Annotated in this window: 18 protein-coding genes; 16 read left to right on the top strand and 2 right to left on the bottom strand. The window is 64.2% G+C overall.

Going from position 1 to position 20,653, the window contains the following annotated elements:
- Window positions 1–71 precede the first annotated feature (71 nt).
- From FHS79_RS16255 to FHS79_RS16195, 13 genes are all read left to right on the top strand, one after another.
- Window positions 72–1,874 carry a TonB-dependent receptor gene (locus FHS79_RS16255; protein WP_184202510.1) on the top strand — a complete coding sequence of 601 codons (1,803 nt, stop codon included), beginning with the start codon at window positions 72–74 and terminating at the stop codon, window positions 1,872–1,874.
- A gap of 134 nt (window positions 1,875–2,008) precedes the next feature.
- The gene (locus tag FHS79_RS16250) at window positions 2,009–3,373 is read left to right on the top strand and encodes an amidohydrolase family protein (protein WP_184202509.1); all 1,365 of its coding nucleotides are present in this window, start codon (window positions 2,009–2,011) and stop codon (window positions 3,371–3,373) included.
- Window positions 3,374–3,416: 43 nt separating this feature from the next.
- Window positions 3,417–5,306 (top strand): gamma-glutamyltransferase family protein, encoded by a 1,890-nt coding sequence (locus tag FHS79_RS16245; RefSeq protein WP_243452953.1) that lies wholly within the window; start codon window positions 3,417–3,419, stop codon window positions 5,304–5,306.
- Between the two features lie 47 nt (window positions 5,307–5,353).
- Window positions 5,354–5,527, top strand: coding sequence for a hypothetical protein (locus FHS79_RS16240; protein ID WP_184202507.1), 174 nt, complete (start codon window positions 5,354–5,356; stop codon window positions 5,525–5,527).
- 48 nt (window positions 5,528–5,575) lie between these two features.
- On the top strand, window positions 5,576–7,252 hold the full coding sequence (locus tag FHS79_RS16235; protein ID WP_184202505.1) for an outer membrane protein assembly factor BamB family protein: 1,677 nt from the start codon (window positions 5,576–5,578) through the stop codon (window positions 7,250–7,252).
- Between the two features lie 57 nt (window positions 7,253–7,309).
- Entirely contained in the window at window positions 7,310–8,641 is a 1,332-nt protein-coding gene (locus FHS79_RS16230) for a PQQ-dependent sugar dehydrogenase (RefSeq protein WP_243452952.1), read from the top strand.
- Between the two features lie 26 nt (window positions 8,642–8,667).
- Window positions 8,668–8,970 carry a c-type cytochrome gene (locus FHS79_RS16225; protein ID WP_184202501.1) on the top strand — a complete coding sequence of 101 codons (303 nt, stop codon included), beginning with the start codon at window positions 8,668–8,670 and terminating at the stop codon, window positions 8,968–8,970.
- A 50-nt stretch (window positions 8,971–9,020) separates the two neighbouring features.
- A complete protein-coding gene (locus tag FHS79_RS16220; protein WP_341534473.1) occupies window positions 9,021–10,358 on the top strand; it encodes a dicarboxylate/amino acid:cation symporter in 1,338 nt (445 codons plus the stop codon).
- 205 nt (window positions 10,359–10,563) lie between these two features.
- Window positions 10,564–12,774 (top strand): TonB-dependent siderophore receptor, encoded by a 2,211-nt coding sequence (locus FHS79_RS16215; RefSeq protein ID WP_184202499.1) that lies wholly within the window; start codon window positions 10,564–10,566, stop codon window positions 12,772–12,774.
- Window positions 12,775–12,809: 35 nt separating this feature from the next.
- Entirely contained in the window at window positions 12,810–13,073 is a 264-nt protein-coding gene (locus FHS79_RS16210) for a hypothetical protein (RefSeq protein ID WP_243452951.1), read from the top strand.
- Entirely contained in the window at window positions 13,070–14,677 is a 1,608-nt protein-coding gene (locus tag FHS79_RS16205) for a PepSY-associated TM helix domain-containing protein (protein WP_341534472.1), read from the top strand. The genes FHS79_RS16210 and FHS79_RS16205 overlap by 4 nt, the downstream gene beginning before the upstream one ends.
- Complete coding sequence (locus tag FHS79_RS16200) at window positions 14,674–14,958, top strand: DUF3325 domain-containing protein (protein ID WP_184202493.1); 285 nt, start codon at window positions 14,674–14,676, stop codon at window positions 14,956–14,958. The genes FHS79_RS16205 and FHS79_RS16200 overlap by 4 nt, the downstream gene beginning before the upstream one ends.
- Window positions 14,955–15,614 carry a DUF4198 domain-containing protein gene (locus tag FHS79_RS16195; protein WP_184202491.1) on the top strand — a complete coding sequence of 220 codons (660 nt, stop codon included), beginning with the start codon at window positions 14,955–14,957 and terminating at the stop codon, window positions 15,612–15,614. The genes FHS79_RS16200 and FHS79_RS16195 overlap by 4 nt, the downstream gene beginning before the upstream one ends.
- Before the next feature lie 34 nt (window positions 15,615–15,648).
- On the opposite strand, the gene FHS79_RS16190 is transcribed toward FHS79_RS16195, so the two are convergent.
- Window positions 15,649–16,941, bottom strand: coding sequence for an MFS transporter (locus tag FHS79_RS16190; RefSeq protein WP_243452950.1), 1,293 nt, complete (start codon window positions 16,939–16,941; stop codon window positions 15,649–15,651).
- A gap of 18 nt (window positions 16,942–16,959) precedes the next feature.
- On the bottom strand, window positions 16,960–17,781 hold the full coding sequence (locus FHS79_RS19230; RefSeq protein ID WP_243453477.1) for a 2-keto-4-pentenoate hydratase: 822 nt from the start codon (window positions 17,779–17,781) through the stop codon (window positions 16,960–16,962).
- A gap of 163 nt (window positions 17,782–17,944) precedes the next feature.
- Between FHS79_RS19230 and FHS79_RS16180 the strand changes: the two genes are divergently transcribed.
- From FHS79_RS16180 to kduD, 3 genes are all read left to right on the top strand, one after another.
- Complete coding sequence (locus tag FHS79_RS16180) at window positions 17,945–18,970, top strand: LacI family DNA-binding transcriptional regulator (RefSeq protein ID WP_243453478.1); 1,026 nt, start codon at window positions 17,945–17,947, stop codon at window positions 18,968–18,970.
- Between the two features lie 75 nt (window positions 18,971–19,045).
- Complete coding sequence (kduI, locus tag FHS79_RS16175) at window positions 19,046–19,879, top strand: 5-dehydro-4-deoxy-D-glucuronate isomerase (RefSeq protein ID WP_184202487.1); 834 nt, start codon at window positions 19,046–19,048, stop codon at window positions 19,877–19,879.
- A complete protein-coding gene (gene kduD / locus FHS79_RS16170; RefSeq protein ID WP_184202485.1) occupies window positions 19,876–20,643 on the top strand; it encodes a 2-dehydro-3-deoxy-D-gluconate 5-dehydrogenase KduD in 768 nt (255 codons plus the stop codon). The genes kduI and kduD overlap by 4 nt, the downstream gene beginning before the upstream one ends.
- The last annotated feature ends 10 nt before the right edge of the window (window positions 20,644–20,653 follow it).

The following is a 20,653-nucleotide window of genomic DNA, read 5'->3' as shown; positions in this document are numbered from 1 at the left end:
TCAACTCAGGCTTCGTAAGCTGCTCAAGTTCCTCGCGATTCATGGATAGTGTGAATCATAGACGCGACCCCTTGGCAAGGGGGTGGGTAATTACCGACACCCGCTATTATTACGGCAACTTTCCGAACAACCTGACGGTTCGTCCCGACAATCCTTATATGCCGGCCGAAATTGCGGCGCGAATTACTGCACTTGGTCTGACCTCGGTGCCCTTCGGCACGCTGAAAGGTGACAATGGCGCATCGGGCGCCAGAGCGGAACGTGGCTATGCCCGTGCAGTGGCGGGGATCGACGGCAAATTCAGCGCCTTTGGTTCTGATTGGTCGCTGAAGGCCTATTATCAGTTTGCGCGCGCCACCATGACCAATACCGCGACGCGCGCCACGCTGCTGCCGAATTTCCGGCAGGCGATCGACGCGGTGCGCGCCCCGAACGGTTCAATCGTTTGCCGCTCCACCCTGACCAACCCGAATGATGGTTGCGTGCCCTACAATGCATTCGGCACCGGCGTGAACAGCCAGGCGCAAATCGATTATGTGATCGGCGATCCGTTCCGCAGCGATGTCTACAAGCAGAATGTCGTCAGCATCAATATTGCAGGCGAGCCCTTCGACATCTGGGCCGGGCCGGTTTCGATCGCATTCGGCGCCGAGCATCGCACCCAATCGGCCGACGGGTTTGCCGATGCCATCACCACGCAAAGCCCGGGGAACTGGGACACGACGGGCGGTCTGCCCACGATCGGCAGCTACAAGATTTCGGATGCCTATCTGGAAACAGTGGTGCCGCTGGCGCTGGACACGGCCTGGGCCAAATCCCTCAACTTGAACGCCGCCGTTCGTGCCGTGAAGTACAGCAGTGGCACCTATGCCACCTGGAAGATCGGTGCCGAATATGCGCCGATCGATGGCGTGCGCATCCGCGGCGTCGCATCGCGTGACGTGCGCGAAGCGAACCTCGCCGATCGCTTTGCCGGCGTGTCCCAGTCCCAAGCCTCGTTCCAGGATCCCAACAGCAACGGCGCTGCCCGCACGGCCCGCTCGCTGGCTTCGGGCAACCCCGATCTCGAACCGGAAATCGGCCGGACCTACAGCGCCGGCGTGGTGCTGCAGCCGGCGTTCCTGCCGGGGTTCAACACCTCGATCGATTATTACAAGGTGGACGTCACCCAGGCGATCGGCAGCTTGACCATCCAGCAGATCGTCAACCTGTGCTTCGCCGGCAACCAGACGGCGTGCGCGCGGATCACCGCCACACCGGGTGCTGTCAACCAGTTCGACATCATCAACGCGCCGATCAACCTTGCCACGGAGAGCACGCAGGGCCTCGACGTCGAAGCCAGCTATCGCTTCAACGTCGACGATGTCATTCCGGGCATCGGCGGCGGCATCGCGATCCGCGCGCTGGCGACACGCTATATCGACTATACCGTCGATTCCGCCCTGCCCGGCTCGATCCCGATCAAGCGCGCCGGCACGGTCAACCTGCCGAACTGGCGCTATTCCTTCTCGCTCAACTACGACAACGGCCCGATGTCGCTGACGGGAACGGTACGCGGCATCTCGGGCTCGGTGCTCAGCAACGAGTTCATCGAGTGCACCACCGCCTGCCCGACTTCCACCGGCAACAACCCTACCTACGACAGCATCAGCCTGCCGGCTGCGGCCTATATCGACTTTGCGGCGACCTACAGGTTCGGGCCCGAAAGCCAGTATCAGCTGTTCTTCAACATCCGGAACTTGACCAACAAGGACCCCGCAATCGTTGCGGCAGGCCCAACCGGCTTCGGCGCATGGAACAACCAGCCGATCTCCGCGGGCCAGTATGACACGATCGGTCGTTCCTTCCGGGCGGGTTTCCGCTTCGTACTTTAGCGTTTGCTGGCAGCGCTTTCGAAAGACATGCTGCACGGCGACAATTGGCCAGATTGGGGGAGCCGGATATGATGGGTGCATTGAGGTCTGAAACCGGCGAAAGGGTGCTGACGCGCTGCGGCCGGCTCCTGCAGATGGTGCAAGTTCGGACGCTGGCGCTGATGGCACTTGCCCTGGCTTCGACATCGGCCCTGGGCCAGCCAGCAAAGACCACCGTTCTGACCGGCGGGATGCTGATCAGCGGCTTGAGTGTTCCGCCCCTGCACAATGCCAGGGTAGTCATTCAGGGCGAGCGGGTTGTTGCCGTGGGGCCGGCGTCGGAAGTGGCGATTCCTGCCGGGGCCGAAGTGATCGACACGAGCGGCCAGACCATGCTGCCCGGCTTGATCGATGCCCATGCCCATCTCTTCATGGTCGGGTTTGGCGACGAGGCGGGCTGGTTCAAATGGCTCAAGGCGGACGGCAGGAAGTATTCCATCGAGAAGGTAATGGAGCTTTCGGCCTATCAGTTGCTGATGTCGGGCGTGACATCGGCGATCGACCTGGGGGGCAATCCTGTCGAGAGCATCAGCCTGCGCAACCGGATCAACAAGGGCGAGGTTGCGGGCCCGCGCCTGCAGGTTTCGGGGCCGCTCGTCACACGCCGGGCGTTCGGCGGCTTCCCGGCCGAAGCGTCGGCGGTCATCACCACGCCCAAGGAGGGCGCCGAAACGGTCGACCGCCTGTTCAAGATGGGGGTCGACGTGATCAAGGCGCACGCCGGACTGACCCGAGAGGATTATTTTGCCATCGTGAAGGCGGCGCATGCCAATCGGATCAAGGTGCACGCGCATCTTTATGCCGAAGCGGATGTGCGCAACGCCTATGATGCGGGTGTCGATGTGTTCCAGCACATGGGCTCAGCCGGTGGCCCGACCTATGATCCCGAGCTGGTTCGCACGATTGCCGAGAGCAACCGGCCGGTGGTGCTCACGGCGGCGCACCGGAGCTGGATCTACCCCGACACTGTCGCGTTTCCTGCACGGCTTCAGGACCCGGTGCTGAAGAGCCTGTTCCCGGCCGACATCTGGGCGGCTATGCAGGAATCCTTCAAGGAATGGCCGGCCGAGGGACATTTTGCCGGCATCAACCGGCAGGTGAAGTTTCGCAGCCCGCAGGTGCGACAGCTGATCGAATCGAATGCGCTGATGGGCGTCGGCACCGATAGCGGCACACCGATGAACTTCAACACCGACGGCCTGGTGAGGGAGATGAAGGTCCTCGTCGACGAGGGGCTTTCTCCGCTCGAGGTGATTGCCGATACGACGCGTGTCAATGCCCGCATCATGGGCCAGTCGGATGTCGGGACCATCGAGCCCGGCAAGCGGGCGGACATCATCACTGTGCCGGGTGACCCGGTTTATCACAATTTGAACAATCTGTTCACAGTCCAGACCGTGATCAAGAACGGTGTGACTTACAAAAAGGACGGTGTGCCAACAATCAAGATGCCCGAATGAGCCTTTGCTCTTCGGCAATAGCGACTGTTTTGGGAGCGAGTGGATGACAATGGAGCCGCTGAGCAAAGAAGTGTCCGAGCGCAGCAAGCTCGGCCGTCGGGAAATCCTAATCGGCGGCTTGTCGGTTGCTGTTGCAGCTGGGGTGGCAACACGGCCCGCCAGCGCGCAAGTGCCTGCGGTTGGCGAGGCCGGGGTCGGCCGCCAGGCCCCTGACGCGCCGGCGACGGGGGCCAGCACGGTGGCGCAACACCGCGTCGAAGTGGCAGGGCCGAACGGTCTGGTCGCTGCCGGGCACCCTCTCGCATCGATGGCGGGGCTGCGCATGCTGATGCAGGGTGGCACCGCCGCCGACGCGGCGGTTGCGGTGATGGCGGTGCTGAATGTTGTCGAGCCCTGGGCTTCGGGGGCTGCGGGCAACGGATTTGCGACCTGTTTTGAAGGCAAGACCGGCAAGATCACGGCGCTCGCCTTCGCCGGCGCTGCGCCTCGCCTCCTTGAAGACACTGCATCTGCGGCCGATCTGACTGCGGGCCCAAAGGCGGTGGTGACGCCGGGTGCATTTGGCGGCTGGATTGAACTGGCGCGTCGCTATGGCAAGCTGCCGCTGTCGGTGCTGCTGGAGCCCGCCATCGGCTATGCGCGCGATGGCCATCCGCTCGATCCCTCCATCGCCCAGTCGATCGTTCGCCAACAGGCGCGGCTGACCCAGTATCCGACAACGGCGGCGATCTATTTTCCGGGCGGCAACCCACCGGCGGCGCGTGCCATGTTCAAGAACCTGCCGCTGGCGCGCAGCTTTCAGGCGCTCGCCGATGCGGAAACGGCTGCCATCAAGGGCGGGGCAAGCCGGGACGGCGGACTGACGGCGGCGTATGACCATTTCTATTCGGGCCCGATTGCCCGGGAAATGGACCGCTTTTCAAGGGCCAATGGCGGCTGGCTGCGCCTCGACGACATGCGCAGCTACAAGCCGAAATGGGTCGAGCCGGTGTCGACCAACTACCGCGGGCTCGATGTGATCTGCTCGCCGCTGACGTCGCGAACCGGCATCGAGACATGTGAGCAGCTGAACCTGCTCGAAGGCTTCGACATCGGTGCCATGCCGGCAGACAGTCCGCGGGCGCTGCATCTGATTGCCGAGTGCATCAAGATCGCCAAGGCGGATGTCTATCGTTATGCCGCCGACCCGGCATCGGCTCCAGCACCGGTTTCAACGCTGATTTCAAAGGAGTTCGCCAACCAGCGGCGGCGCCTCATCAACCCGGCGCGCACAATTCCGTTTCCGGCGGGAGCAGACATCGGCAACGCGCGCAGCCCAGTCCTTTCGTTTCGCGGTGGGCGCAGCGTGCCCGGCGACACGACCAACATCTCGATCACCGACAGCGACGGCAATGCGATCGGCGTCACCACGACCCTGGGTGGCGGCTTCGGCGCCAATGTCATCATGGGTGATACCGGGCTGTTCTGTAACAACGGCCTGCGCGAAGGGTCCACCGCACCTTACCGGGAGCATCCGAATTTCGTGAAAGGCGGGCGGGTTCCGCTGCTCGGCAATTGTCCGACGATCGTGCTCGACAAGGGGCAGTTCAAGATGGTTTTCGGCACGCCGGGCGGCGAGACCATCGGCCAGACGCAATTCCAGTATCTGGTCAACGTCATCGACCGGGGGCTGCCGGTGCAGGCTGCCATCGAAGCGCCACGGCTTGCCCTCGATGCCGACCCGGGCTTCTACACGCCGGGAGCCGCGATCACGCTGCAACTGGAGTCGCGATTCTCCGCCGACAGTTCCGCGGGGCTGCGCGCCATGGGGCACAATGTCAGATCGGTCGGGCCCTATGCGATCGGCAGCATCCAGGCGATCCTCCAGTCGCAGCATGGCACGCGGCTGGCGGGCTCCGACCCGCGGCGCATGGGCTATGCCGTTGGCTATTGAGCTGAGCACTGGCCACCGGACGGGCAACTGATGGAGATCGAGACGATATGGCGGCTCTAAAATCTATCGGTCTGGCGCTCGCACTGTCGCTTTGCGCTACAGCGGCGCACGCACAGGCCAAGGCTGACTGGGCGCATTTCGGCGGCGACCTCGGTGATACGAAATATTCGGCGCTGGACCAGATCAACGCCGGCAACATCGATCGGCTCAAGATCGTCTGACGCGCACCCGCACTCGACCCGGCGTATCGCGCCGAAAACCCGGCGCTGGTGCCTTCCAACAACTTCCGCAACGCACCGCTGGTTGTTGGCGGGGTAATGTACATCAGCAACCAGATCGGCCTGGTGGAAGCGCGCGATCCGGGAAGCGGCAAGATCCTCTGGCGTCAGGCGGGATTCCCCGGTGATGGGCGGCTGACACCGGCTGCGGCGAGCCGCGCATTGGCACTTTGGGGCAAGGGTGCGGGTGCGCGCATCGTCACCATCCGCGGCAATTTCCTCTATCTGCTCGACGCGCGGACCGGGGAGATTGTCGAGGATTTCGGCGACAAGGGCCGGGTCGATCTGCGCGAGGCGCCAAGAACCCTGTTTTCCTGGAACGCGCCGGCGCCGATCGTGGTGGGGGACGTGATCGTGGTTGGCGGCCAGCCGATCGCCATTGGCACCGCCGACATCAACAAGGCGTCGCTCGCCGGCAATGTGCGCGGCTTCGATGTGCGCACCGGCAAGCTGCTCTGGACGTTCCACACCGTGCCGCAGGAAGGCGAGCCGGGCGCTGACACATGGGACAATGAATCCTGGCGACAGGGCGGCAAGACCAAGGTCTGGTCGGCGTTCAGCGCCGACGAGAAGCTCGGGCTGGTATATCTGCCGCTCAGCGCGCCGGCGAACGACTATTATGGCGTCGCCCGGCCCGGCGACAATCTCTACTCGGACTCGCTCGTTGCCCTGGAGGCACGAACCGGAAAGAAGATCTGGCACTTCCAGACCGTCCATCATGATCTCTGGGACTATGATCTGCCCAGCCCGCCGATGCTGGCCGACATCATGGTCAACGGCCGAAAGCGGCAGGCCGCCATCCAGGTGACGAAGATGGCCTATGTCTTCGCCTTCGACCGGGCGACCGGCGAGCCGCTGTTCCCCATCGTCGAGACGCCGGTGCCCGCAACGACCATGCCCGGCGAAAAGGCATCTCCCACCCAGCCGATCCCGGTGAAGCCCAAGCCGTTCGACCGGCAGGGCATGGACGCCGACCAGCTGATCGACTTCACCCCCGCGCTGCGCGCGGAAGCAGTGCGGATCCTCGGCCGCTATGTGCATGGCGGCATGTACACCCCGCCCTCGCCCGCAGGCGGGCCCGATGGCAAGCTCGGCACGCTGTACATGCCGGGCTGGGTCGGCGGCGCCAACTGGACTGGTGCAGCGCTCGATCCCGAGACGGGGATAGCCTATATTCCGTCGGTCAGCGTGCCCTGGATCGGCCGGGACAATTATCGGCGGCCCCCGGAATCGAGCCTGTACATGGAGGGCCCGCAGGGCTTGCCGATGGTCAAGCCGCCCTATGGGCGGATCACCGCGATCGACATGAACAGCGGCGACCATCTGTGGATGGTGCCCAACGGTGACGGGCCACGCGATCATCCGCTGCTGAAGGATCTGAAGCTTCCGCCCCTCGGCCAGGCCGGCCGGGCTGCGCCACTGCTGACCAAATCCTTCCTGTTCGTCGGCGAGGGCGACAAGGTTGGCTTGAGCATTCCCAAGCTAAGCGGCGGCAACATGTTCCGCGCCTATGACAAGAAGACTGGCAAAGTGGTGTGGGAGGCCGATCTCGGCGCCGGCACGACGTCCCCGCCGATCTCATACATGTACCGGGGCAAGCAATATATCGTCGTGGGCGTGGGCGGTGTGGATCATCCCGCCGAGCTTGTGGCGATGCGTGTGGACTGACCGTTTGATGCGCACTGATGAACTGATGTGCCTGTTGGGGGATTTATGACGCTTGCCTTGAAAGCATTCGGAATTGCAGCGCTTGCCGTCACGGTGCCGGTGGCGGTGCTTGCCCAGCCGATCGACACGCCGGGGATCACGTCGCCCCTGACCGCTGCCCAGATCGCCCGCAACTACCCCGCCGATGCGCTGAGCGGCGTTGCGGTCGACAAGCCGGTGCTCCTCAGAAGCCAAGGCGGCATGGGGCTTCGGGTCGTAAAGCTGGCGGAGGGGCTGTCGCATCCCGATGGGCTGGTGTTCCTGCCCGACGGGCGCACCATGCTGGTGACCGAGCGGCCCGGACGCCTGCGGGTGATCACCGATGGCGTGCTCGATCCGGCGCCGGTGGCGGGCCTGCCGACCTTCAACAACGTCGGTCTGGGCGGCCTTCACGACATCGTGCTGCATCCCGACTTCGCGCGGAACAATTTGCTTTATATCTCCTACACCAAGGACCGCGAGCCGCAGACGGGAACGACACTCGCGGTTGCACGCGCGCGCTTCGACGCGGGTCGCTTGACGTCCGTTCAGGACATACTCGTCGCCGAGGCTTGGGAAAGCCCGCTCGGCACCTATGGCGGAAGGATGGTCTTCGGCCCGGACGGCATGCTCTACATCAGCGTGGGGGACCGTGATGGCACCACCGCCAATGATCGGTCCAGCGCCCGGCCGCAGGCGCAACAGCTTGGCAGCCATATCGGCAAGATCCTGCGGGTGCGTGATGATGGCTCGGTGCCGCCCGACAATCCGTTCGTCGGCACGCCCGGTGCCAGAGGCGAGATCTACAGCTATGGCCACCGCAATGTGTACGGGATGGCCTGGGACCCCAAAACCGGAGAGATGTGGGCGACCGAGTTCGGGCCGGCCGGTGGCGACGAGGTCAACCGGGTGTTGCCCGGCCACAATTACGGATGGCCGCTGGTCTCGATGGGCCGACACTATTCGGGCAGCCTGGTATCCGACCAGCCGTTTCATCGCGACGGCATGGATGATCCGCTGTTCTTCTGGAATCCAAACTTCAACCCCGAGAACATGTTTTTCTATACCGGTGACAAATTCCCCCGGCTGAAGGGCAGCCTGATCGTGGCAGGCGCCAGCACAAAGAAGATCGCGCAGATGGTCATCCGCGGAGATTTCGTGCGACAGGGCGATACGATGCTGAACGAGCTCGGCGTGCGCTTCCGTGACATTCGGCAGGGGCCGGACGGCTTCATCTATCTCCTGACCGAAGGGCGCTTGCGTGGCCCGAACGATACCGACGGTATGGTGCTGCGGCTTGAACCGGCACCCGCTGCCACCGGTGCCGGCAGCGGCAAATCGGAGAATGCTGCGGCAGAGTCACCCGACTGATGCCGGTGCTGGGAATGGAGAGAGTAATGAACCGAGTTCGGGCTGTTCTGGTTTCGGTGCTGGCAGGCACCAGCGTGATTGCGGGTGCAACTGCCCTTGCGGGTGCGGTCGACTTGCCTGATGGCCCCGGCAAGCAGCAGGTCATTGATTCGTGCACCCGGTGCCACGGCATGGACGTGATCGTCGCACAGCCGAGATCGTCGGACGAATGGGCCGAGGTGGTCAGCGCCATGGTGGGGCAGGGGGCGGTGCTGACCGACGAAGACTTTGAAAAGGTGGTGGCCTATCTTTCGGCAAATGTGTCTCCCGAGGCAGCATCGGCGAACTGAATGCTGTGCGCGGAACCGCGCGTGATCGGACACAGGACAGGGGACAGGCCATCGCTATCGGCGCTTCTTATCGGACCCGCTCGGCCAGACGACCGCCGGTCTATGCCCAGCTGTATTTCCAGGTGCTTGCCGCCATCATCGCCGGCGGGCTGATCGGCCATTTCGCGCCGGATACGGGCGTGGCCATGAAGCCGCTGGGCGATGCCTTCATCAAGCTTGTGAAGATGATCATCGCGCCGGTGATCTTTCTCACCATCGTCACCGGCATCGCCGCCATGCGCGATCTGGGAAGTGTGGGACGGGTTGCCGGCAAGGCCTTTGCCTATTTCCTGTTCTTCTCCACCATCGCGCTGATTGTCGGCCTCATCGTGGCCAATGTGGTGCAGCCGGGGGCCGGCATGAACATCAATCCGGCAACGCTCGATACCGGAGAGGTCGCAAGCTATACCGAGAAGGCCCGGGAGCAGACGATCACCAACTTCCTCATGGGCATCATTCCGGAGACGGTCGCCGGCGCCTTTGTCGATGGCAATCTGCTACAGGTGCTGTTCTTCGCGATAAGCTTCGGTGTTGCGCTCGCCATGGTCGGCGCGCCCGCGCAGCCGCTGGTGCGCGTGCTCGAAGCGACCGCGGCCGGCATGTTCCGGCTGGTCGCCATATTCATGCGCGCGGCTCCGATCGGCGCTCTCGGTGCGTTTGCCTTCACCATCGGCAGATACGGTATCGGTTCTATCGCCAACCTCGCCGCCCTTGTTGCCACCTTCTATCTCACGTCGATCTTCTTCGTTGTTGTGATCCTGGGGCTGGTCGCGCGGGCTGCGGGTTTTTCGATCTTCACGCTCATCCGCTATCTCAAGGCCGAACTGCTGCTCGTGCTGGGCACCAGCAGCTCTGAATCGGCCTTGCCGAGCCTCATGGAAAAGATGGAGCGTGCGGGATGCCCGAAGGCGATTGTGGGCCTTGTCGTTCCTACAGGGTATTCGTTCAATCTCGATGGCACGAACATCTACATGACGCTGGCGGCGTTGTTCATCGCACAAGCCACCGGGACGGAGTTGAGCCTGGGCGAACAATTGCTCTTGCTCGGTGTGGCGATGCTGAGCTCCAAGGGTGCCGCGGGCGTGACGGGGGCGGGGTTTATCACGCTCGCTGCCACGCTCTCCATCGTACCCAGCGTGCCGATCGCCGGCATGGCGCTGATCCTCGGCATCGATCGCTTCATGTCCGAATGCAGGGCACTGACCAATTTCATCGGCAATGCCGTGGCCACAGTCATCGTGTCACGCTGGGAAGGCGCCATTGACGAAACACGTTTCGCTGCGGTTTTTCGCGACCACCAGTTCGGGCCGTTCGGCGCAGTGCCCGGGCCTGAAAGCGATCCCGACTGAAACCAGTGATACAAACCCCTCGCCAGCCCTGTGGCGGGGGGCTTTCTCGTTCAGATTCTGTGGTTTGCCGCTCCTGGCACGCACAGGGGCTGCGCTCGATCAGCCGAGAGCGAGCAGCCATAAAACTTTGGTTGAATGTTGATAATAAGAGTGACTCGCAATTGCATTGCGTCTAACAGCTGCGCTCACAGCGGGAGCAAGACGAATGCGCAGATCCACCTTGATGTTGACCGGGGCCGCCATTTTCGGAATTGGCCAGGCGCTGCACGCGACCGGGATCGACATCGACCTCGCCACCGACGCTGAGGACAATGTCGGCGCGGAAATCGTCGTCTATGGCAAGAGCTATGGGAAGTCGGTGGGGAAGACCTTCACGCCGCTCAAGGATGTTCCCAACTCGATCACCGTCATCGATCGCACGCAGATCGAGGCGCAGAACCTGTTCACCCTCGAGGACGCGCTGACCGCTGCCCCCGGCATTACCGTCAATGGCGTCGGCAGCGAGGACCCCAGCTTCCTCTCGCGGGGCTTTGCCATCAACAATTACATGATCGACGGCGTTCCCACGCTGTCGCTCGGCTTTCCGGGTGTCGTCCCTGACCTGTTCTTCTATGATCGGCTCGAGGTGCTGCGCGGGCCTGCCGGCCTGTTCAGCGGATCGGGCAACCCTGCCGGCAGCATCAACCTGGTCCGCAAGCGTCCACTCGACACCATGCAGCTGCGTGCTTCGGCCGGCTATGGGAGCTTCGACAACGTCCGCGGCGAGATCGACCTTTCGGTGCCGATCTCCGACGGTGTCGGCATCCGTGTCGGCGCGATGATCCAGGACCAGGACCAGTTCTTCGATGTCGCGCACCGTAATCGGATCGGTGCCTTTGGCGTGGGATCGGTGGACCTCGGCGAGCGCACGACGCTGACCTTCGGCGCCAATTATGATCGCTTCAAGCCGGCCATCCAATCGGGCCTGCCTGGCCTGATCGGCGGGCTCGACGGCAGCGACGGCCAGCTGCTCGATGTGCCGCGCTCGACGTTTCTGGGTGCCGACTGGAACAGGTTCCAGTCCGACACATGGTCGGCGTTCGTTGAGCTGACGCACCGGGTGAGCGATCGTTGGACTCTGCGTGCCAGCGGGCTGTACACCGATGTCGATCGCATCGATGTGTACAGCTATATCGGCAACCAGCCGATCACTCCGACGAACGGCGTCACCAGCCATATCGCCTATCGCGGTGACAGCTACATGACGACGCGCTCGTTCGACTTCAACGGCATCGGCAGCTTCCCGGCCTTCGGGCGCGAGCAGACGCTGATCCTTGGTGCCGATTACCAGGCCAACTCGCAGCGCCAGAACTTTACCCGGCTTTCCAACTATGCGCGCATCGACGTCTATGCCCCGTTGTCGCCGGCCGAGCCGCCACTCGATCCGTTCGGCCCGTTGCCGCCGTTTGTCGGTCCGGCCGGGCCTGTCACGCAGGTCTATGGCGGCACGATCAGCGATGTCGAGCAGTTCGGCCTGTATGGACAGCTGCGGCTGAGCCCGGTTGCCGGGGTAACCTTGGTCGGCGGCGGGCGGTTGACCTGGTGGGACACCGACAACCAGACGCTGCTGCCGCGGGAGCTCGAGCCGACGGGATACTCCATCGACAACCGGTTCACCCCCTATGCCGGCATCGTCTGGGATGTGAGCGACACCCTCAACGTCTATGCGAGCTATGCCGACAGCTTCACGCCGCAGACCTCTGCACTCCCGCGCGTCGGCGGTGGCGCGATCGAGCCGTTGATCGGATCGCAATATGAGGCCGGCACGAAGCTTTCGATGTTCGGCGACTCGCTGCTGCTGTCAGCGGCAGTGTACCAGATCGTCCAGTCCAACCGGTTGTTCACCGATCCCGACCTGCCCGGTGTTGTCCAGCAGATCGGCAAGGTGCGCGCGCGGGGCATCGAGGCCGAAGCGGCGGGCGAGATCCTGCCCGGTTGGCGGATCAACGGTGGCTATGCTTACATCAGCAACCAGTATCTGGAGGGCACCAACCCGCTGCTCGAAGGCATTTCCTTTGTGCCGGTGATTCCTGCGCATTCGATAAAGGCGTTTTCCAACTATGCGCCGGAGGAAGGGGCGCTGGCCGGCTTCAGCATCGGTGGCGGCGTGACGTGGTTCAGCGCCACGGCCGGCGGCAATGCTGCCGTTTTCAACGCCGATGGCAGCCTGCGCACCCGTTCAACGATTGTGCGCCAAGGCAGCTATGCGGTGCTCGACCTGCGCGGAGGCTACAGGATCAGCGACGCGATCGCGCTGTCGGTCAACGTCAACAACGTGTTCGATCGCAGCTATTACGCTCGCATCAGCAGCAGCGGGCGCGGCAACTACTTCGGCAGCCCGCGCTCGGTCTTCGCCACCGTCCGGTTTACCCTTTAATGAAGGCGCACAGCCATAGCCGTCGCCGTGGGGACATGGCGCTGCGGATCGTGGCCGCCATGCCGCTCGGCTACGCAGTGGCGAGTGTGTGGGCCATGGCACTGGCGCGGGTGCTGCCCGGCGACCGGGCGCAGGTGACGATCGTCGCCACGCTGGCGGCGTTCGTCATTTGCGCCGCTGCCGCCATGTGGGCGTTTGCGGCGCGCAGCGGATGGCGCGCGGTCTGGACACTGGTGGCGCTCGGCCTTGTTGCGGCGTGTCTTGCCATGGCGTCGATCGCCAGCACGGGGCGGTTGTGAGCGGCCCCGGCGGCGGCCTGCGCCAATCCCAGGCATTCCTGCACAGCTGGTCGGGGCTGTTGCTCGGCTGGGTGCTGTTCATCGTCTTCGTGGCCGGGACACTCGCCTTTTACCGCGATGGCCTCAATCGCTGGATGCGGCCCGAACTGGCGCGCGTCGAGCAGCGCGCACCTGTCATCGCCGGCGCGCAGCGATTCCTTGCCGGCAGGGCACCCGATGCCAAGAACTGGTTCATCACCTTGCCGAACACATCGACGGCGGGGGCGCAATTGTTCTGGCAGCCCGAGCCGGTGGAAGGCCAGCCGCGCCGTCGCGGCCGCCGCGACAACCAGGCGATCATCGGCGCCGATGGCGAGCCGGCCGTCGTTCGCGAGACGCGCGGCGGCGAGTTCTTCTACCGGATGCATTTCGACCTGCATTACATGCCGGTGATCTGGGCGCGGTGGCTGGTCGGGCTTGCCGCCATGGCGATGCTCGTCGCTATCCTGTCGGGCATCGTCACCCACAAGAAGATCTTCAAGGATTTCTTCACGATGCGCCGCGACCGCGGTCAGCGGTCCTGGCTCGATGGGCATAATGCCGTTGCGGTGCTGGCCCTGCCGTTCCATCTGATGATCACCTACACCGGGCTGGTCACGCTGATGGCGCTGCTGATGCCCTGGGCCGTGGTTGCGAACTACACCGATGACCAGGCGCTGTCGGATGTGCTGTTTCCGTTTGCGGAGCAGGTCGAGCGGAGCAACACGCGCGTGCCGCTGCACGATCTGGACCGGCTGGTCGAGGATGCCGAGCGTCGCTTCGGGGCGCCGGCCGGAGCGGTTTCGGTCGACCTGCCGGGGGATGCCGCGGCGCGGGTCACCATCAGCCGTGCGCCGACGTCGATGTTGTCGACCCGCACGCCGAGCCTGACCTATGACGGTGTCAGTGGAGCGCTGGTCTGGGAATCACCCGCACCCGGCGGTGCCGCCGTGACCGCCGGTGCGATGATCGGGCTGCACGCTGGGCGCTTTGCCGATGATGGGCTGCGGCTGGTCTATTTCCTCTGCGGCGTTGCCGGGTCGATCATGGTCGGCAGCGGCCTGGTGTTGTGGACGGTCAAGCGCCGCGCCCGGCTGCCCGATCCGGCGCGGCCGTACTTTGGCTTCCGGCTGGTGGAATGGCTGAATATCGGGGTGGTCGGCGGATTTCCGCTCGGTATCGCGGTGCTGTTCTGGGCCAACCGCCTGCTCCCGCTGGGGATGAAGGGCAGGGCGGACTGGGAGATCCATGTGATGTTCATGGCGTGGGCGGCGGTGCTGCTGGTCGCAGCCCTGCGCTCGCCGAAAAGGGCCTGGACGATTACCCTCGGCCTGACTGGCGCACTGCTCGCGGCGCTTCCGGCATACAACATGATCGCCACCGATCGCGGTATCGGTGCCGCACTGGGGCAGGGGGACCATCTGCTGGCCGGAATAGATGCCATGATGCTGGTGTTCGGCCTGGCCTATCTCGTGGTCGCGCGCCGGGTGGGTGGGCATCGTGCGCAGCCGACGCGGGTGCGGGACAAGACGCGGGTGCGGGACAAGGCGCATCGATCGCCGGCAGCGCTGGAGGCCGCCGAATGATCTGGCTCTGTCTTCTGGTTGTCCTGGCGGCTCTGGCCTTGTTCGGGCTTGCCGACCCGGTGCATCACCGCCGCCGCTTCGGTGCGTTTGGCACGCCCCGGCGCGCGCGGTGGATGCGCGCGCTCGGGTGGGTGGCGGTGCTCGTGGCATTGCCGCTGGCGATCGCCGCACGGGGCCCGGTCTTCGGCCCCGTCTTCTGGATCGGCCTGCTCATGCTGGCCGCCGGTGCTGTCTGGCTCGCGCTCAATCTTCTTCCCGATCGACAAGGAAAACACCGATGAAAAGACCCCTTTTTGCCGTTCTTCTGCTCGGCCTGGCGAGTGCAACGCAAGCTCATGAAGTGTGGATCGAGCGTGACTGCGCTGGCCCTGCCCGCATCTACCTCGGTGAGCCTGCCGAAGCCCTGCCCGCTGGCGGCGACCCGGAATTCGACAAGCTGACAGCACCCAGGCTTGTGCCCACTGTGGCCGGTTCGCTGGTGCGCAAGGCCGGCTTTATCGAAGTCGCCGTGCCGCCCGGCGATGTCCGCGTCATCGATGACAATGTCTTTGCGCCCTGGTCGGAAGACGGCAAAAAGGCCGGGATTGTCTATTTCGCCCGCGCTGGCCGGAGCGAGACCAGAGCCGCGATGCCGTTCGAGATCGTGCCGGTTGCCCGCGATGCCGATCGCTTCACGCTGCAGCGCGATGGCAAGGCCGTGAAGAACATGACCATGACGGTCATCAGCCCCGACAAATGGTCGAAGCTGGTCGTTGCTGATGCCGAAGGCGTCGTGACCGTGCCTGTCCGCGAAGCGGGGCGATATCTGATCTCCGCGACGCAGAAAGAGGAAGCCGAGGCTGTGCTGCCCGGTGGTGCCGTGTCGATCGTCCACCGCACGGCGACGACGTCGTTCGTCACCGCGGGGGCTGGCAAGGGGATGCCTGCCTGTCGATAGTGGTCGGCCGCGTCGGACCTGATGTGGCTGCTGATCAGGCAGCGTCCTTCAGTTCGGCGCGGGCGAGGCGGGGGCTGAGCAGGTGCACCGCGGCGAGCGCCAGGAAATAGGCGGACCCGGCGACTGCGAAGAGCGGCGTATAGCTGCCGATCCCATCGAGCACGAAGCCGGCATATTTGGCCATCAGCATGCCGCCGACCGCACCCACGGTGCCGCCGATGCCGATAACCGAACCGACAGCACTGCGGGGGAAGAGATCGGAAGGCAGGGTGTAGAGGTTGGCGGAAAAGGCCTGATGGGCGGCGGTGGCCACGCCGATGATGAGCACGTTGAGCCAGAGCGAGTCGATCGACTGCGCCACGAACACCGGCGTGACGGCGAAGGCACAGACCAGCATGGTCATCTTGCGGGCGTAGTTGACCGATTTTCCGGCCTTGATCATCCGCGATGACGACCAGCCGCCGACAATGCTCCCGACATCGGACATCAGATAGATGGCGACGAGCGGCGGGCCGAAGCTGACGAGATCGAGATCATAGCGGCTGCCGAGAAAGCCCGGCAGCCAGAACAGGAAGAACCACCAGATCGGATCGATGAAGAACTTGCCGAGCGCATAGGCCCAGGTCTCGCGCATGGTGATGAGCCGGCGCCATGGCATCGGCGTGATCGGATCGGCCGGATCCTGGGTGATATAGGCGAGCTCCTCGGCGCTCACCTGCGGCTTTTGTGCGGGGCGGCGGTAGATGGCGAGCCAGGCAATGAGCCAGATGATGCTGAACCCGCCGGTGATGACGAAGGTCGAGCGCCAGCCATAGGCGATGGTGAGCGCCGGCACGAGCAAGGGCGTGATGATGGCGCCGACATTGGCGCCGGCGTTGAAGATGCCGATGGCGGTGGCGCGTTCGCGCGCCGGGAACCATTCGGTGACGGCCTTGATGCCGGCCGGGAAGTTGCCTGCTTCACCGATGCCCAGCCCGAAGCGCGCCATGGCGAACTGGGCGACCGAATAGACGCCGCCGTGGAGCATGTGCGCCACGGTCCAGATCGTGAAGGCGATGGTATAGCCGAGCCGCTCGCCGATCAGATCGACGACGCGGCCGAAGCCGATGTAGCCGATGGCATAGGCGAGCTGGAAGAAGAAGATGACGTTGGCAAAATCGGTTTCCGACCAGCCGAGATCGGCAGAAAGCGTGGGTTTGAGCACGCCGATCATCTGCCGATCGATGTAGTTGATCGCGGTTGCCGTGAAGAGCAATCCGACGATCACCCAGCGGTAGCGCCCGACCCTGGCGACCGGCGTGTCCATGGCAGTCATCTCTTCCTCCATAACGCAGGCCGGCCCGCTTTATGCAATGTCCGGAATGGCACTCTTGATGTGGCAATCGAGCGCATGATCCGTGCCGAAGCGTGCCGTCGCCGATTGGCCGGGAGCGATCGCGTGCACCCCCGTGATGGCACCGGTCGAGACCAATGTGCCGGGCGGCACGGCGATGCCGCGGCGCGCGAGCAATTCGAGCAGGAAGCGCACCGAGCCCAGCGTGCCATCGGGAAAATCGGCGGCGATTCCGCGGCCGACAGTCTGGCCGTCGATTTCGAGGGCAATCGGCCAATGGTCGATGTCGGCAGCCGCCCAATCGGCAATCTCGGCACCGAGGATGATGCCGTTGTTGTTGCCGAAATCGGAGACGGTCACCGCCGGCCCGAGGTCGTTGATGGCGGCGAAGGGCGAGCTGGCAATCTCGATGCCGACATGTACGCCGGCGACCAGCGCTGCAGCCTCGGCGAGGGAAAAGCGTGTTTGGCCGGGCGGGACATCGCCAAGCCGGAAGATGAACTCGGCCTCCACGGCACCGAAGCCCTGGGCGAACACCGGCATCGACACTGGCGCGGCTTGAGCACTCGAAAAAACGGTGGACGCGAAGATCGGCCCTGCCAGCCGGTCGCTCCCGAAGCGCGCATCGAGCGGTGGCCAGATACGCCCCACCTTCCAGCCCGCCACGGTGCCGCCACTGACGTTTATGGCAGCATCCTGAATGGCATAGCCGGCATCGAGGCTTTGCGGCAACGGCCCCGGATAGTCCGGAAGACTAGCCGCATGGCGGCGGGCGTCGACTAGTGCCGCAGCGATGGCCGATGCTGTTTCGGCGGTGATTGCTGTGTCTGTCACGGCGCCCTGCACCCTTTCCCCACGCTTTTTGGTCTTGTAGGAAACCGGTGTCATAAAGTGTGTCAGGATGCAAGTCCCGTCTCGAAGTGGCTGCTTGTGGCGGTGTTCATCGAGTCGCGTTAGACAGGAGGCAAAGGGGACATTCGTGGATAGCGACGCCAACATACCCGGCTCGGCCAAGCCGACGATCAATGATATCGCGCGGCTTTCCGGCGTTTCGAAGAAGACGGTCAGCCGCGTCATCAATCGCTCGCCACTCCTCAACGAGGAGACGCGCAAGCGTGTCGACGACATCATTCGCGAGACCGGCTATGTGCCCAACCCCCAGGCACGGGCGCTGGCGTTGCGGCGCAATTTCCTGATCGGTCTGGTGCACGACAACCCCAATGCGCAGATGGTGCTCGGCATGCAGCAGGGCATTTTGAGCGTGCTGAAGGGCACCGAATACGAGCTGATCGTGCGGCCGGTCGATCGCGGTTCGACGACTCTCGTGGCCGATGTGCGGTCGTTTCTCGAACGGCAGCGCCTCCACGGCGTGGTGTTGCTGCCGCCCATCTCGGAAGATGACGGGCTGGCGCGGCTCTGCGACGAGCTCGGCTGCCGCTATGTGCGGATGGGATCGGCCGAGCTGGACGATGCCGCGCACATGGTCGCGTCGAACGACCAGGACGTCGTGCACGAGGCGGTGTCCTATCTGATCGGCGTTGGCCATCGCCGCATCGGCATCATCACCGGCCCGACCGGCTTCCGATCGGCCTGGGAACGGCGGCAGGGGTTCGAGCGAGCGCTGGCCGACGCCGGCATCGCTGTCGATCCGGCGCTCGTGGTGGAAGGCAGCTACCGCTTCGAATCGGGGCTTGGTGCCGCCAGCAAGCTGCTCGATTGCAGCCCGCGGCCGACGGCCATTTTTGCATCGAACGACGAAATGGCCTCGGGCGCGCTGCATGCGGCACGGCGCCTTGGTCTCGATGTCCCGGCTGACCTGTCGATCATCGGATTCGACGATACCGCGATCGCCGCGCATATCTGGCCGCCGCTCACCACGGTGCGCTGGCCGATCGTGGAGATGGGCAAGGCAGCAGCGCGCAAGCTGCTCGCCGGCACCATCGATGCCCAGCCGGAAGTGCCGGGAGAAGCACTGTTTCTCTCGCAATTGATCCACCGGGCCTCGGTGGCACCGCCAAAATGACGTTGAACCCATACCTGACACCGGTTACCGTGTTGGGGACGATGCCATTGCCACGATTGATTTGAAGGATGCACGATGTTCGAGAAAACCTACCACGCCACCCATCCCGACATGATGCAAATGGTCGCCAACGACGAATTGCGTGATCGCTATCTGGTCACCGGGCTGTTCCGCGCAGGCGAGGTCGTGCTCAACTATTCGCACAATGAGCGGTTCGTGATCGGCGGCGCCACGCCTGGCGCCACGCCGCTGGCGTTGCCGGTGCAGACCGCACCTGCTTCGGCTGCCGGCAAGGCGTTCCTCGAGCGGCGCGAACTCGCTGCTGTCAATGTCGGCGGGCCGGGGTCGATCAGTGTCGACGGTGAAACCTTCGACATGGCCAGCAAGGATTGCCTCTATATCCCGATGGGCGCGAGCGAGGTGATCTTTTCCGGCGAAGGCGCCCGCTTCTATCTCGCCTCCACCCCGGCGCATGTCGCCAAGACGGTGAAGAAGATCGCCATCGCCGAGGCCAATCCGCTCGAGCGCGGCGGGCTGGAAGGCTCGAACGAGCGCACCATCTACCAGATGGTCATCCCCGGTATTTGCGACAGCGCGCAACTGCTCCTGGGGCTGACGATCCTGAAGCCCGGCAGCGTGTGGAACACCATGCCGCCGCATCTCCATGATCGCCGCTCGGAAGTGTACTTCTACTTCGATCTCGGCGAGGATGACCGGGTGTTTCATTACATGGGCGAGCCTGATGCGATGCGCCATATCGTGATCGCCAATGAGGAAGCGGTGATCTCGCCGCCCTGGTCGGTGCACATGGGCTCGGGCACGCGCGCCTATGCCTTCATCTGGGCGATGGGCGGCGAGAACCTCGACTATACCGACATGAACGTTCTCGATATCTGCCAGCTCGCATGAGTCTTTTCGATCTCAGCGGCCGTGTCGCGATCGTGACCGGGGCCAACACCGGCATCGGCCAGGGAATCGCGCTGGCGCTCGCCGGCGCCGGGGCTGATATCGCCGCCGTCGGCCGCACGCCGGCGACCGACACGGCCGAAGCGGTTCGCAAGCTGGGGCGCCGCTGCGTCCTCGTCGCCGCCGACCTGTCGACGATCGAGCCGGTGCCGCGCATCATCGCCGAGACGCTCGATCACCTCGGCGGCCTCGATATCCTCGTCAACAATGCCGGCATCATCCGCCGGGCGGACAGCGTCGACTTCTCCGAAGCCGATTGGGATGCAGTGATTGATACCAATCTGAAATCGGTATTCTTCCTGGCGCAGGCGGCGGGTCGGCACATGATCGCGCAGCATGCGAAGGACGGGCGGCGCGGCAAGATCATCAACATCGCCTCGATGCTCACCTTCCAGGGCGGAATACGGGTGCCGAGCTATACCGCATCCAAGTCCGGGGTCGGCGGGCTGACCAAGCTGCTTGCCAACGAATGGGCGGCGAAAGGCGTCAACGTCAACGCCATTGCGCCGGGCTATATCGCCACGAGCAACACCGATGCGCTGCGCGCCGATCCCGATCGCAATGCGTCGATCCTGTCGCGCATCCCGGCCGGGCGTTGGGGTGATGCGGCCGATCTCGGCGGTGCCGCCGTGTTCCTTGCAGCATCGGCGTCGGATTATGTCGATGGCCATATCCTGGCTGTCGATGGCGGCTGGCTGGCCCGGTGACCATTGCGGT

It is taken from the genome of Polymorphobacter multimanifer (assembly GCF_014205635.1).
Lineage (GTDB): Bacteria > Pseudomonadota > Alphaproteobacteria > Sphingomonadales > Sphingomonadaceae > Sandarakinorhabdus > Sandarakinorhabdus multimanifer.
The sequence above is the reverse complement of the archived record's forward strand: the minus strand, read 5'-3'. Positions and strand labels throughout refer to the sequence as shown.

Coding starts and splice junctions, on each gene's coding strand:
- FHS79_RS16210 (WP_243452951.1), top strand. CDS start 12,810: ATGGCGCTGCGGATCGTGGCCGCCATGCCGCTCGGCTACGCAGTGGCG.
- kduD (WP_184202485.1), top strand. CDS start 19,876: ATGAGTCTTTTCGATCTCAGCGGCCGTGTCGCGATCGTGACCGGGGCC.
- FHS79_RS16245 (WP_243452953.1), top strand. CDS start 3,417: ATGACAATGGAGCCGCTGAGCAAAGAAGTGTCCGAGCGCAGCAAGCTC.
- FHS79_RS16195 (WP_184202491.1), top strand. CDS start 14,955: ATGAAAAGACCCCTTTTTGCCGTTCTTCTGCTCGGCCTGGCGAGTGCA.
- FHS79_RS16215 (WP_184202499.1), top strand. CDS start 10,564: ATGCGCAGATCCACCTTGATGTTGACCGGGGCCGCCATTTTCGGAATT.
- FHS79_RS16190 (WP_243452950.1), bottom strand. CDS start 16,941: ATGGAGGAAGAGATGACTGCCATGGACACGCCGGTCGCCAGGGTCGGG.
- FHS79_RS16200 (WP_184202493.1), top strand. CDS start 14,674: ATGATCTGGCTCTGTCTTCTGGTTGTCCTGGCGGCTCTGGCCTTGTTC.
- FHS79_RS16225 (WP_184202501.1), top strand. CDS start 8,668: ATGAACCGAGTTCGGGCTGTTCTGGTTTCGGTGCTGGCAGGCACCAGC.
- FHS79_RS16240 (WP_184202507.1), top strand. CDS start 5,354: ATGGCGGCTCTAAAATCTATCGGTCTGGCGCTCGCACTGTCGCTTTGC.
- FHS79_RS16250 (WP_184202509.1), top strand. CDS start 2,009: ATGGTGCAAGTTCGGACGCTGGCGCTGATGGCACTTGCCCTGGCTTCG.
- kduI (WP_184202487.1), top strand. CDS start 19,046: ATGTTCGAGAAAACCTACCACGCCACCCATCCCGACATGATGCAAATG.